At 71.5% G+C, this 12,360-nt stretch carries 12 protein-coding genes; 8 read left to right on the top strand and 4 right to left on the bottom strand.

Annotated features, from left to right (window positions below; genetic code table 11):
* Positions 1 to 6: 6 nt before the first annotated feature.
* The gene (locus ACSUPV_RS01825; RefSeq protein ID WP_436946778.1) at positions 7 to 1,866 is read left to right on the top strand and encodes an endoglycosylceramidase; all 1,860 of its coding nucleotides are present in this window, start codon (positions 7 to 9) and stop codon (positions 1,864 to 1,866) included.
* On the opposite strand, the gene ACSUPV_RS01820 is transcribed toward ACSUPV_RS01825, so the two are convergent.
* Entirely contained in the window at positions 1,859 to 3,115 is a 1,257-nt protein-coding gene (locus tag ACSUPV_RS01820; protein WP_436946777.1) for a YncE family protein, read from the bottom strand. The two genes, ACSUPV_RS01825 and ACSUPV_RS01820, sit on opposite strands and share 8 nt — an antisense overlap.
* Before the next feature lie 147 nt (positions 3,116 to 3,262).
* Between ACSUPV_RS01820 and ACSUPV_RS01815 the strand changes: the two genes are divergently transcribed.
* Positions 3,263 to 3,922: a TetR/AcrR family transcriptional regulator gene (locus tag ACSUPV_RS01815; RefSeq protein WP_037764136.1), complete on the top strand. Its 660-nt coding sequence runs from the start codon at positions 3,263 to 3,265 to the stop codon at positions 3,920 to 3,922.
* Positions 3,923 to 3,924: 2 nt separating this feature from the next.
* Here ACSUPV_RS01815 and ACSUPV_RS01810 read toward each other — a convergent pair whose 3' ends face one another.
* The gene (locus tag ACSUPV_RS01810; protein WP_031117839.1) at positions 3,925 to 4,911 is read right to left on the bottom strand and encodes a GlxA family transcriptional regulator; all 987 of its coding nucleotides are present in this window, start codon (positions 4,909 to 4,911) and stop codon (positions 3,925 to 3,927) included.
* 157 nt (positions 4,912 to 5,068) lie between these two features.
* Here ACSUPV_RS01810 and ACSUPV_RS01805 point away from each other — a divergent pair, with 157 nt between their 5' ends.
* Positions 5,069 to 5,950: an NAD(P)-dependent oxidoreductase gene (locus tag ACSUPV_RS01805; protein WP_359792392.1), complete on the top strand. Its 882-nt coding sequence runs from the start codon at positions 5,069 to 5,071 to the stop codon at positions 5,948 to 5,950.
* 15 nt (positions 5,951 to 5,965) lie between these two features.
* Here ACSUPV_RS01805 and ACSUPV_RS01800 read toward each other — a convergent pair whose 3' ends face one another.
* Positions 5,966 to 6,331 carry a nuclear transport factor 2 family protein gene (locus ACSUPV_RS01800; protein WP_031117841.1) on the bottom strand — a complete coding sequence of 122 codons (366 nt, stop codon included), beginning with the start codon at positions 6,329 to 6,331 and terminating at the stop codon, positions 5,966 to 5,968.
* A 141-nt stretch (positions 6,332 to 6,472) separates the two neighbouring features.
* Between ACSUPV_RS01800 and ACSUPV_RS01795 the strand changes: the two genes are divergently transcribed.
* Complete coding sequence (locus tag ACSUPV_RS01795; protein ID WP_359792390.1) at positions 6,473 to 6,760, top strand: hypothetical protein; 288 nt, start codon at positions 6,473 to 6,475, stop codon at positions 6,758 to 6,760.
* A gap of 59 nt (positions 6,761 to 6,819) precedes the next feature.
* On the opposite strand, the gene ACSUPV_RS01790 is transcribed toward ACSUPV_RS01795, so the two are convergent.
* Entirely contained in the window at positions 6,820 to 8,574 is a 1,755-nt protein-coding gene (locus ACSUPV_RS01790) for an ABC transporter ATP-binding protein (protein WP_037764127.1), read from the bottom strand.
* A gap of 161 nt (positions 8,575 to 8,735) precedes the next feature.
* Between ACSUPV_RS01790 and ACSUPV_RS01785 the strand changes: the two genes are divergently transcribed.
* The 4 genes from ACSUPV_RS01785 to ACSUPV_RS01770 all read left to right on the top strand — a co-directional run bounded on the left by ACSUPV_RS01785 (position 8,736) and on the right by ACSUPV_RS01770 (position 12,358).
* Positions 8,736 to 9,821, top strand: a complete 1,086-nt coding sequence (locus ACSUPV_RS01785; protein WP_436946776.1) for an S-(hydroxymethyl)mycothiol dehydrogenase — start codon at positions 8,736 to 8,738, stop codon at positions 9,819 to 9,821.
* Complete coding sequence (locus tag ACSUPV_RS01780; RefSeq protein WP_037764121.1) at positions 9,821 to 10,450, top strand: MBL fold metallo-hydrolase; 630 nt, start codon at positions 9,821 to 9,823, stop codon at positions 10,448 to 10,450. Before ACSUPV_RS01785 ends, ACSUPV_RS01780 begins: the two co-directional genes overlap by 1 nt.
* Before the next feature lie 113 nt (positions 10,451 to 10,563).
* A complete protein-coding gene (locus ACSUPV_RS01775) occupies positions 10,564 to 11,478 on the top strand; it encodes an SDR family oxidoreductase (protein WP_359792383.1) in 915 nt (304 codons plus the stop codon).
* 184 nt (positions 11,479 to 11,662) lie between these two features.
* Positions 11,663 to 12,358 (top strand): L,D-transpeptidase family protein, encoded by a 696-nt coding sequence (locus tag ACSUPV_RS01770; protein ID WP_031120428.1) that lies wholly within the window; start codon positions 11,663 to 11,665, stop codon positions 12,356 to 12,358.
* Positions 12,359 to 12,360: the final 2 nt, after the last annotated feature.

Here is a 12,360-nt window from a genome sequence, read left to right as displayed (position 1 = left end):
GTGGACATGCCGACTATCCGAGCGCGTCTCCTGGTCGTCCTGTCCGTCCTGTTCGGCTCCGTGTCGGTGGCCGGCGTCCCGCCCGCCACCGCCGCATCCCCTCCCGGTTCCCTCTGGTTCGACGACCCGACCGTCACCGTGCGGGACGGCCGCTTCGCCGACGCCCACGGCCGCGAGGTCGTGCTGCGCGGCTACAACGTCTCCGGCGAGACCAAGCTCGCCGAGAACAAGGGCCTGCCCTTCGCCTCGGTCGCCGACGCCCGCAAGTCGGCGACCGCGCTGCGCGCTCTCGGCGGCGGAAACACCGTCCGCTTCCTGCTCTCCTGGGCCTACGCCGAGCCCGAGCGCGGCCGGGTGGACACCGCCTACCTGGCCGCCGCCACCGACCAGATGAAGGCCTTCCTGGACGCGGGCATCCGCGTCTACCCCGACTTCCACCAGGACCTCTACTCCCGGTACCTGTTCGACGCCGACAGCTGGTACACCGGCGACGGCGCCCCCCAGTGGGCGGTGGACGCCGGGAACTACCCCGACGAGTCCTGCGGCATCTGCCTCTTCTGGGGGCAGAACATCACCCAGAACGAGGCCGTGAAGCGGGCGTCGTACGACTTCTGGCACAACGCGCACGGCGTGCAGGACGCGTTCCTGACCACCGCTCAGAAGACCATGGCGTACGTGCAACAGCACCTGAACGCCGACCAGTTCAAGGGCGTCGCCGGCTTCGACCCGTACAACGAGCCGCACGCGGGCGTCTACGACTCCGGGCAGACCAGCCGCGCCTGGGAGAAGGACGTGCTGTGGCCGTTCTACGAGAAGTTCCGCGCCCGCATGGACGCGGCCGGCTGGCGTGACAAGCCCGCCTTCGTGGAGCCGAACCTCTTCTGGAACGCCAACCTCGACTTCCAGAAGCAGGAGGGCGGCCTGCTGGACGCCGGCAAGCTGGGCCCGCGCTATGTGTTCAACACCCACTTCTACGACCAGAAGGCCATCTCCGGCGTCTTCATGTGGGGCAAGGCCGCCGACGGCCAGTACACGGGCGACTTCCGCACCGTCCGCGACCGGGCCGCCGCCGCGCGGACGGCCGCCGTGGTCAGCGAGTTCGGGCACCCGCTGGCGGGCAACGTCTCCGACAAGGCGCCGACCGTCCTCAAGGCGATGTACCAGGCGCTCGACTCCCGTGTGAAGGGCGCCGACTGGTGGTCCGACCCGGCGGCTTCGGGGCCGGTGCTCTCCGGCTCGCAGTGGCAGTGGGACATCTACAACGGCCGCCACCGCGAGCTGATGAACGGCAACCCCGACAAGGTCCTCACCGAGGGCGACGCCTGGAACGACGAGGACTTGTCCGCCGTGCGCCTCGACGACGCGGGCAGGCCCGTGCTGCGCCAGGACGCCCGGCTGCTGGACCGCCTCTACCCGAGCGCCACGGCCGGCACGACCGTCGGCTTCACCTACGAGGACCGCTCCCGGGACGGCTCGACGACCCTGACCTGGAACCCCGTGCCGAACTCGCTGCCGAACGTCCAGCGGCTGGTGGGGTCCGGGCAGTACGGGCTGCTGCTGTGGCGTTCGAACGGCACGTCGGCGCCCACCGAACTGCACCTGCCGGCGAGCTTCCCGGCCGCGTCCACCACGGTCGTCTCCGACCTGGGCACGGTCCACGCCCCGCCGGCGTACACCTCGACGACCCCGGTCGGGGTTGCCGCCGAGCCCGGTGGCACGGGAAGCCGCCGCCTGCTGCTCACCGCGCCGGACTCGGGGGTCCTGCACTACGCGCTGGTGACCAACGGGGCGACGGCTCCCTCGGCGGACCTGCTCGCCGCGGCCCGCTCCGAACTGGCCGCGTGGGCGGCGAAGGAGGTCAGCTAGCGGACGGGCTCGTCCAGTCGGCCGCCACCCGGCCGAGCCGGACGCGCTGCGGGTGGTCACCGACCGGTACGGACACGACCTTCCTGCCGGTGGCGAAGTCGATGGCCGTGACCTGGTCGGTGCCGCTCTCGGAGACCACGCAGGACCTGCCGTCACCGCTGACCGTGGCCCAGTAGGGCTTGGAGGCGGTGACGAGCGGGCCCTCCTGGAGGGTGGCGCGGTCGACGACCGTCGCGTAGTCGTCCATGGTCCCGGCCACGCACAGCTTCTTGCCGTCCGGGCTCATCGAGATGCCGTGGTGGCGCGAGTCGTTGACGAACGTGGTGCGGTCGTCGCTGGTCGTCGGGTTCTTCGGCAGCGTCTTCGTCCGGGTGATCTTGTCTGAGGCGAGGTCGTACTCGAAGAAGCCGTTGAAGAACGACACCTGGAAGTAGAGCTTCGACTCGTCCGGCGAGAACACGGCCGGGCGGACCGCGTCGGAGTGGTCCTTCAGGCCGAGGGCGTCCAGCCGCGGGCGCATGTCGATGACCTTGACCTGCTGGTACGTGGTCGCGTCGACGACGGTGATGCGGCGGTCGCCCTTCGTCCAGTCCAGCCACGGAGCGTCGGTGTGCGTGTTCACGTCGCCGATCGCCATGTTGTAGATGTACTTGCCGTCCTGGGTGAAGATGTTCTCGTGCGGCTTGTCGCCGGTGGCGAACCTGCCCAGCTCCTTGCCGGTGACGATGTCCAGCACGTGCACGGTGTTCGAGGTCGACGCCGACACCGCGACCCGCTTGCCGTCGGGGGAGACGGCCATGTGGTCGGAGCGGTAACCGGACACGGGGAAGCGCCAGTTGATGTCGCCGGTGGCCAGGTCGATGGAGACCACGTCGGCGAAGCTCGGCCGCGAGACGACCATCGAGCGGCCGTCCGGCGTGGAGTACATGTCGTCGACGAACTGGTCGTGGCCCTCGCCGACGCTGTTGCGGATCGCCATGAAGTAGATCCACTTGATCGGATCGGCGTTGATCTCCGCCATCCGCTGGTCCTTGTCGGGGATGACGTCGATCCGGCCGATCTTCCCGAAGTCACCGGTCGATCCGATGACATCGGCGGTGCCGTCCCAGTTGTTGCCCACGAACATCACCTCGCGCAGCGCGGCGGAGGCGCCCGGAGCGGCCGCCTGGGCGGCGGTCGCGGGGACGGTGACGGTCAGGGCGAGGGCGGCGCCCAGGGAGCACAGATGCCGTCGTCGGAAGACGGGCATGGCTGATCCCTCCTCTGCGGTGGGGTGAGGAATCTGAACACACGTGCTTTCAGAGTCAACTTACTGCAAAGTAAGGAAGGGGAGGTGTTCTCCACAAGACCGCGTGCACGACAAAATTGGTGTTCGAACGACGAAGGGGGAGAGCCGGTGCCGGGCAGACTCAGAGCGCCGACCGGCCGCTACGGCGGCAAGACCGCCGAGGAGCGGCAGGCGGAGCGGCGCCGGAGGTTCCTGGACGCCGCGCTCCACCTGTTCGGCGACACCCCCGGCTTCCGCGCCACCACCGTCGCGGCGCTCAGCGAGGCGGCCGGGCTGTCCACCCGTCAGTTCTACGAGGAGTTCCGCACCCTGGAGGACGTGCTCGCCGCGCTGCACCTCCAGGTCAACGGCTGGGCCGAGGCGGCGGTGCTGGAGGCGGCCGCCGACGCGGCGGACCTGCCGCTCGTCGAGCGTGCGACGGCGATCTTCCGCGCCTACGCCGGGAACATCGCCGCCGATCCGCGCCGGATCCGCATCACCTTCGTCGAGGTCATCGGCGTCAGCCCGCGCCTGGAGGAGCAGCGGCTCGCCCGCCGCGCCGGCTGGGTCGACCTCATCTGCGCCGAGGCCGACGCGGCCGCCGCGCGCGGGGAGGCGGCGCCCCGCGACTACCGCCTCGCGGCGACCGGGTTCATCGGCAGCGTCAACGGCCTGCTGCACGACTGGAGCGCCGGCTGGGTGGACGCGACGCTCGACGAGGTCGTCGACGAACTGGTGCGGCAGTTGCTGGGCATCCTGTGGCCGCCGGGATGGAGCCCGCGGAGCTGAAGTCAGCCCCGGACGGGCCCGCGTCCGCTCGGCTGGGAACCGGGGAAGGCCCGCCGGTAGTCCCCGGGCGACACGCCGAGGTGCTTGAGGAAGTGGTGGCGGAGGTTGTTGGCCGTGCCGAGGCCGCTCAGCTCGCCGACCTTCTCGATCGGCAGGTCCGTCGACTCCAGCAGGGACCGGGCGCGCCCGAGCCGCTGGTCCAGGAGCCACTGGAGCGGTGTCGTGCCCGTGGCCGCCTGCAGGCGCCGGTAGAACGTGCGCGGGCTCATCGCGGCCCGGCGGGCCAGGTCCGCGACGGTCAACGGCCGGTCCAGGTGGGCCCGCGCCCAGGCGAGCACGGGGGCCAGCCCCTCGTCGTCACTCGCCGGTACCGACAGCTCGATGAACTGCGCCTGCCCGCCCGGCCGGTGCGCGGGCACGACCATGCGGCGGGCCAACTGGTTGGCGACGTGCGCGCCGAGGTCACGCCGCACCAGGTGCAGGCACAGGTCGAGACCGGCGGTGAGCCCGGCGCTGGTGAGGACATCGCCGTCGTCGACGTACAGCACCGACGCGTCGACCTCCACCTTCGGGTAGCGCTCGGCGAGTTGGGCGGTGTGCATCCAGTGGGCGGTCGCGCGCCGCCCGTCCAGCAGTCCCGCCTCGGCCAGCGCGAACGCGCCGGTGCACAGGGACACCATCCGGGCGCCCGCCGCATGGGCCCGGCGCAGGGCGTCGGTCAGCTCCGGCGGCAGCGGCCTGCCCTCCTCGACGCACGGGTCGGGCACCGACGGCACGATGACCGTGTCGGCGCCGACCAGGTCGTCCAGGCCGTAGGGCGTGCGCAGACTCAGCCCGTGACCGTTCGCCTCCTCGGCCCCGACCCCGCAGAGCCTCAGCTCGTACCAGGGGTCGGCGAGATCGGGCTGCGGCTTGCCGAACACCGTGCAGGGGATGCTCAGTTCGTACAGGTCCCACGAAGGGACCCCGATCTCCTCGGTGACCACCACGGCCACGGAACCGGCACTCATGCCCCGAAGCGTATGGCAGGAATTTGGTGGAGGCCGTCACCGCTGTCACTGTTCCGGATCCTCGCACCCTGCGAGCGTGGTCGCACGTGATCACACAGCACGTACGAACCCCCCTGTACACGCGAGGAGTTGCCGCATGACCGCACGACAGCAGGCCGTCACCGTCCTGGGCCTGGGCCAGATGGGCTCGGCCCTGGCCGCCGCGCTGCTGGACCGGGGCCACCCGACCACGGTCTGGAACCGGTCCCCGGACAAGGCCCGGCCCCTGGTCGAGCGCGGCGCCCGCGCGGCCGCGACACCTCAGGAGGCGATCGCCGCCTCCCCGCTGGTCATCGCCTGCGTCCTGGACTACGAGGCGCTGCACACGGTCGTCGACCCGATCGCGCAGTCCCTCCAGGGCAGAACCCTGGTCAACCTCACCTCCGGCTCCCCCGAGCAGGCCCAGGAGGCCGTCGCCTGGGCGGGCACCCTCGGGGCCGACTACCTCGACGGCGCCATCATGACCACCCCGCCCGGCGTGGGCGACCCGGCCATGATGTTCCTCTACAGCGGCTCCGAGGAGGTCTTCGACACCCACCGCCCCGTCCTGACGGCCCTCGGCGACCCCCTGTACCTGGGCGCCGACCCCGGCCTCGCCTCCCTCTACGACACCGCCCTGCTCGGCGTGATGTGGTCCACGATGACCGGCTGGCTGCACGGAACGGCCCTGGTCGGCGCCGAGGGGACACCGGCCGCCGCCTTCACCCCCGTCGCGATCCGCTGGCTGACGACGGTGGCGGGCTTCCTCACCCGCTACGCGCCCCAGGTGGACGACGGCCGCTACCCGGGCGACGACGCCACCGTCGACGTGCAGATCGCGGCCATCGACCACCTGATCCACGCGGCGGCGGCCCGGGGCGTCGACAACGCCCTGCCCGAGCTGCTCAAGACCGCGATGGAGAAGGCGAGCGCCGCGGGCCACGGCCAGGACAGCTACGCCAGCCTGATCCAGGTGCTGCGCCCTGCCCCGAGGGTCTAGGGGAGGTCCCCCTCCCTACTCGTCCCAGGCCTGCACCAGCGTCTGCTCGGCGATCTTGCCGCCCCGCAGCGAGAGCATGGACTCCGACAGCACGCGGACGCCGTCGGAGTACTCGCAGCTCTCGCTGTAGGCGGCCTCGTCGCCCTGGATGACGCAGCGCTCCAGCTTGTGCGTCATGTCGCGGCTGTAGACGTCCTCCAGCATCCGGCCGATCTCGTCGCGGCCGTGCAGCACCTTGGGGTGGCTGGGCTGGGTCGTGCGGTCCACGATCCGCATCTCGGCGTCGTCGGCGTAGAGGGAGAGCAGGATGTCCGGGTTCTCCCCCTCCAGGCCACGGCGGAGTGTCTCCCGGTCGAAGGCGGGCTCTGCGGCGGTTCCCATGGTGACCTCCTTCGAGAAGGGCCTCTCCTGTCGAGCCTCCACCCGCCCGGCGGGCTCGGCAAGCGCAGGGGACGCTGGGCCTGACCGGTGAGCGAGACCGCCCGCCCGTGTCCGCCGGGCCCCGCCGACGTTGCGACAGGCATGATCTCAACACGACGTATCGTCGCCGCCGTTGGTCTCGCCGCGGGTGTCACCGGCCTCGCCGCGCCGATGGCGAACGCGGCCGACGCGGAAGCGAAGAGCCCGCTCAGCCCGATGGCCACGCTCGACTCGCTGACCGTCAGCGACATCCCCGCCGAGCACAAGGACGAGATCCCGCGGCCCTCCTCCCAGCTGGCCGGCCTGAACCGCCTCAACGATCTCAACCAGCTGAACCAGGTCGTCGGCCTGGTCTCCCCGGTCTTCGGTTTCGTTCCGAACGTCCGCTGACGACGGCCGCGTGTGGGAGGGCCGCCCGGTTTCCGGGCGGCCCTGACACACGCCCGGGCTCAGTCCGCCGCGGCCAGGAACTGCGTCGCCGCGAGCTCCGCGTAGAGCGGGTCGGCCGTCACGAGCTCGCGGTGGGTGCCGACGGCCCGGACCCGGCCCGCGTCCATCACCACGATCCGGTCGGCCATGGTCACCGTCGACAGCCGGTGCGCCACCACCAGGACCGTGGTCGTCCGGGCGACGTCGGCGACGGTGTCGCGCAGCGCCGCCTCGTTCACCGCGTCCAGCTGCGAGGTGGCCTCGTCGAGCAGCAGCAGCCGGGGCCTGCGCAGCAGGGCGCGGGCGATCGCGACCCGCTGCCGCTCACCGCCCGACAGCTTCGTGCCCCGGTGCCCGACGAGTGTGTCGAGACCGGCGGGGAGCCGGGCGACCAGGCCGTCCAGACGGGTCGTCTTCAGCACCCGCGTGAGCGCCTCGTCGTCCGCCTCCGGATTCCCCAGCAGCAGGTTGTCCCGCAGCGAGCCCGACAGCACCGGCGCGTCCTGCTCCACGTAGCCGATCGCGGCGCGCAGCCGCGGCAGCTCCCAGTCGGACAGGTCCCGGCCGTCCAGCCGGATCACGCCGGAGTCGGGGTCGTAGAACCGCTCGATCAGCGAGAACACGGTGGTCTTGCCCGCGCCGGACGGGCCCACGAACGCCGTCATGCCCTGCGCGGGCACGGCGAACGTCACGCCGTGGTGGACGTACGGCAGGTCCTCGGCGTAGCGGAAGCGCACGTCCTCGAAGGCCAGCTCCGCCGGGGGCGTGCCGGTGGAGGGCAGCGGCGCGGGCGCGGCCACCGGCTCGGCGGGCAGCCGCAGCGCCTCCTGGATGCGGGTGAGGGCCGCGGCACCCGTCTGGTACTGCGTGACGGCGCCGACGACCTGCTGTATCGGCGACATCAGGTAGAAGACGTACAGCAGGAACGCGACCAGCGTGCCCACGTCGATGGCGCCGGTCGCGACGCGGGCGCCGCCCACCGCGAGCACCGTGATGAAGGCCGTCTGCATGGCCAGCCCCGCGGTGTTGCCCGCTGCCGCCGACCACTTGGCGGCCCGCACGCTCTGCCGCCACGACTCCTTCGCCGCCTCGTGCAGCGTGCGCTCCTCCCGGTGTTCCGCACCGGACGCCTTCACGGTGCGCAGGGCACCGAGGATCCGCTCCAGCGAGGCACCCATGGCCCCGACCGCGTCCTGCGCCTGCCGGCTCGCCTTGTTGATGCGCGGCACGATCACACCGAGGACCACGCCCGCGCACAGGATCACGGCCAGGGTGACGCCCAGCAGCACGGCGTCCACCAGGCCCATCATCACCACCGTCGCGACCAGCGTCAGTCCGCCCGTGCCCAGACCGACCAGCGACTGGGTGGTGACCTGGCGCAGCAGGGTGGTGTCGGACGTGATGCGGGCCATCAGGTCCCCGGGCTCGCTGCGGTCCACGGCCGTGATCCGCAGCCGCAGCAGGTACGACGACAGGGCCCGCCGCGCGCCGAGCACCACGGACTCGGCGGTGCGCTGCAGCACGTACGAACCCAGCGCGCCCACCGCCGCGTTGGTCACGATCAGGGCCGACATGATCAGCAGCGCCCCGGTGATGGCCCGCTCGTGCGCCAGATCGTCGATGAGACCCCGGGCCACCAACGGCAGCAGCAGCCCCGTCGCCCCGGTGACCAGCGAGAGCAGGGCACCGGCGATCAGGGACCAGCGGTGCGGCCGTACGTATCCGAGGAGCTGCCGCCAGGGGGGTGGGGCGGTCTCGGTCTCTGCGATGGTCACGTCGCTCCTTCGGCGTCGGGCGGAGCGTTCAGGCTACGTCGGCGCCGACCGGTCCGGCCTGCCCTTTCGCGGACAACCGGGTGGCCGATCCCCGCCCCTTACCGATCAGTCGCACGTAGGGTCGGAAGGTACGGATCCCGGCCCACGAAGGAGTCAGCACCATGGCGCAGGAAGTGCGCGGCGTGATCGCGCCCGGCAAGGACGAGCCGGTGCGCATCGAGACGGTCCTCGTGCCCGACCCCGGCCCGGGCGAGGCGGTCGTGCGCGTCCAGGCCTGCGGCGTGTGCCACACCGACCTGCACTACAAGCAGGGCGGCATCAACGACGACTTCCCCTTCCTGCTCGGCCACGAGGCCGCGGGCGTGGTGGAGGCGGTCGGGGAGGGCGTGAGCGACGTCGAGCCCGGTGACTTCGTGATCCTCAACTGGCGCGCCGTGTGCGGGACGTGCCGGGCCTGTCTGCGCGGTCGGCCCTGGTACTGCTTCGACACCCACAACGCCCAGCAGAAGATGACGCTCACCGACGGGACCGAGCTGTCCCCGGCCCTCGGGATCGGTGCCTTCGCCGAGAAGACCCTCGTCGCCGCCGGGCAGTGCACCAAGGTCGACCCGGCCGTCGCCCCGCAGGTCGCCGGGCTGCTCGGCTGCGGTGTGATGGCCGGCATCGGCGCCGCGATCAACACGGGGAACGTCGGCCGGGGCGACACGGTCGCGGTCATCGGCTGCGGCGGCGTCGGCGACGCGGCCATCGCCGGGTCGCACCTGGCCGGGGCGGCGCGGATCATCGCCGTCGACATCGACGACCGCAAGCTGGAGACCGCCCGCTCCATGGGCGCCACGCACACCGTCAACTCGCGCGAGACCGACCCCGTCGAGGCGATCCGCGAACTGACCGGAGGTTTCGGCGTCGACGTCGTCATCGAGGCCGTCGGCCGCCCCGAGACCTACAAGCAGGCCTTCTACGCCCGCGACCTGGCCGGCACGGTCGTCCTCGTCGGCGTCCCCACGCCGGAGATGAAACTCGAACTGCCCCTGCTCGACGTCTTCGGCCGCGGCGGGGCCCTGAAGTCGTCCTGGTACGGCGACTGCCTGCCCTCCCGGGACTTCCCCATGCTGATCGACCTGCATCTGCAAGGACGCCTGGACCTCGGGGCGTTCGTCACCGAGACCATCCAGCTGGACGAGGTGGAGAAGGCGTTCGAGCGGATGCACCACGGCGACGTGCTGCGCTCGGTGGTGGTGCTCTGATGGCGACGCGCGTCGAACACCTCGTCACCTCCGGTCAGTTCAGCCTCGACGGCGGCACCTGGGACGTCGACAACAACGTGTGGATCGTCGGCGACGACCACGAGGCGATCGTCATCGACGCCGCCCATGACGCCGACGCCATCGCCGAAGCCGTCGGGAACCGCCGGCTCACCGCCATCGTCTGCACGCACGCCCACAACGACCACATCGACGCCGCCCCGGCCCTCGCCGAGCGCACCGGCGCCACCATCTGGCTGCACCGCGACGACCTGCCGCTGTGGAAGCAGACCCACCCCGACCGCGAACCCGACGCCTGGCTGGTCGACGGCCAGGTGATCGAGGCCGGCGGCGCCGACCTGCGGGTGCTGCACACCCCGGGGCACGCGCCCGGCGCGGTGTGCCTGTACGACCCGGGCCTGGGCACCGTCTTCACCGGCGACACCCTCTTCCAGGGCGGTCCCGGCGCCACCGGCCGGTCCTTCTCGCACTTCCCGACGATCATCGACTCGATCCGCGACCGGCTGCTCACCCTGCCGCCCGGGACGACGGTCCGCACCGGCCACGGCGACTCCACGACCATCGGCGCGGAGGCGCCGCACCTGCAGGAGTGGATCGCCCGCGGCCACTGACGGGGCACGCCGCCCGGGAGAGCGACGTGTCTCCCGAAAAAGGCGACAGAAGATGTCCGGCTTACCCGCCACCCTGGAACGCGACACGCAGTCGAGGGCACGGGAGGCCGGACATGTCAGCTCCGCTCAAGGGCAAGGTCGCACTGGTCGCCGGGGCGACCCGGGGCGCCGGACGGGGGATCGCCGTGGAACTCGGCGCGGCCGGCGCCACGGTCTACGTCACCGGCCGCACCACCCGCGAGCGCCGCTCGGAGTACGACCGTCCCGAGACCATCGAGGACACCGCCGACCTGGTCACCGAGGCCGGCGGCCGCGGCATCGCGGTCCCCACCGACCACCTCGACCCGAAGCAGGTCCGCGTCCTCGTGGACCGCATCGCGGACGAACAGGGCCGCCTCGACGTCCTCGTCAACGACATCTGGGGCGGCGAGATGCTCTTCGAGTGGGACAGCCCGCTGTGGGAGCACGACCTCGACAACGGGCTGCGCCTGCTCCGCCTCGCGGTCGAGACCCACGCCATCACCAGCCACCACGCCCTGCCCCTGCTGCTGCGCCACCCCGGCGGCCTGGTCGTCGAGGTCACCGACGGCACCGCCGACTACAACGGCGACCACTACCGCGTGAACTTCTTCTACGACCTCGCCAAGAGCGCCGTCCTGCGCATGGCCTTCGCCCTCGGCCACGAGCTCGGCCCGCACGGCGCCACCGCCGTCGCCCTCACCCCCGGCTGGCTGCGCTCGGAGCTGATGCTCGACACCTACGGGGTGCGGGAGGACAACTGGCGCGACGCCCTGGAACGCGTCCCCCACTTCGCCATCTCGGAGACCCCGCGCTACGTGGGCCGGGCGGTGACCGCATTGGCCACCGACCCGGACGTGGCCCGCTTCAACGGCGCCTCCCTCTCCAGCGGCGGCCTGGCCCGGGTCTACGGCTTCACCGACCTCGACGGCAGCCGGCCGGACGCCTGGCGCTACCTGGTCGAGGTCCAGGACGCGGGCAAGCCGGCCGACACCACCGGCTACCGCTGAGCCCCCGCCGGCAGGCCCTCCGGCCCCGGCCGCCGCGGCACTGTCCGGATCATCACGACGCGGTGAGGTATGTCACCGTTCCGTCCCGACGCGCGGATCCGCACAACCGATTCCGCCGACCGCCCGTCTAGCTGGCAGGGATCGCACTTCAGCGACCATTTACCGCGAAGGGGCATGACCAGCCATGGGGGACGTACGCAGACGGGGTGCCGTCGCACTCGGGCTCACCGCACTGGTGGCACCGCTCACGCTCGCGCTCGGCGCCACGCCGGCCGCGGCCGCGAGCTGCACCACGCAGACCGGCCCGTACCAGAAGCAGGTGGAGAAATTCCTCGGCCGTCCGGTCGACGGCAAGCAGTCCGCCGCGGACTGCAAGGCCATCAAGGCCTTCCAGACCAAGCACGGCATCACCCCGAACATCGGCTACGCCGGTTCCGTCACCTGGGGCGTGATGGACCTGATGCTGAAGCAGAAGGCCGTCGGGAACAACCCCAACAAGGACGGCAAGTGCCCGGTGAACAAGGGCCGGATCGCCTGCGTGAACCTGAGCCTCCAGCTGAGCTGGATCCAGGACGGCAAGAAGCTCGTCTACGGCCCCGTCCCGGTCCGCACCGGCCGTGACGGGGACGAGACCCGCACCGGCCTGAAGAAGATCTACTGGCGCAACATCGACCACGTCTCGTCCATCTACGACGTGCCGATGCCGTACGCCCAGTTCTTCGACGGCGGCCAGGCCTTCCACCAGGCGAGCGTCAGCATGTGGAACCCGCCGGGCTCCCGCGGCTGCGTCAACATGACCAAGACCGACGCGAAGAAGTACTGGTCGCTGCTGAAGAAGGGCGACGACGTCTTCGTGTACGGCCGCAAGCCGGGCACCTGATA

This window comes from Streptomyces sp. SudanB52_2052 (assembly GCF_964272415.1).
In the GTDB taxonomy this organism is placed as follows: domain Bacteria; phylum Actinomycetota; class Actinomycetes; order Streptomycetales; family Streptomycetaceae; genus Streptomyces; species Streptomyces olindensis.
The sequence above is the reverse complement of the archived record's forward strand: the minus strand, read 5'-3'. Positions and strand labels throughout refer to the sequence as shown.

What these genes read in the sequence shown, in the direction of transcription:
- ACSUPV_RS01825 (WP_436946778.1), top strand. Translation starts at nt 7, where the DNA reads ATGCCGACTATCCGAGCGCGTCTCCTGGTCGTCCTGTCCGTCCTGTTC.
- ACSUPV_RS01820 (WP_436946777.1), bottom strand. Translation starts at nt 3,115, where the DNA reads ATGCCCGTCTTCCGACGACGGCATCTGTGCTCCCTGGGCGCCGCCCTC.
- ACSUPV_RS01805 (WP_359792392.1), top strand. Translation starts at nt 5,069, where the DNA reads ATGACCGCACGACAGCAGGCCGTCACCGTCCTGGGCCTGGGCCAGATG.
- ACSUPV_RS01800 (WP_031117841.1), bottom strand. Translation starts at nt 6,331, where the DNA reads ATGGGAACCGCCGCAGAGCCCGCCTTCGACCGGGAGACACTCCGCCGT.
- ACSUPV_RS01795 (WP_359792390.1), top strand. Translation starts at nt 6,473, where the DNA reads ATGATCTCAACACGACGTATCGTCGCCGCCGTTGGTCTCGCCGCGGGT.
- ACSUPV_RS01785 (WP_436946776.1), top strand. Translation starts at nt 8,736, where the DNA reads ATGGCGCAGGAAGTGCGCGGCGTGATCGCGCCCGGCAAGGACGAGCCG.
- ACSUPV_RS01780 (WP_037764121.1), top strand. Translation starts at nt 9,821, where the DNA reads ATGGCGACGCGCGTCGAACACCTCGTCACCTCCGGTCAGTTCAGCCTC.
- ACSUPV_RS01775 (WP_359792383.1), top strand. Translation starts at nt 10,564, where the DNA reads ATGTCAGCTCCGCTCAAGGGCAAGGTCGCACTGGTCGCCGGGGCGACC.
- ACSUPV_RS01770 (WP_031120428.1), top strand. Translation starts at nt 11,663, where the DNA reads ATGGGGGACGTACGCAGACGGGGTGCCGTCGCACTCGGGCTCACCGCA.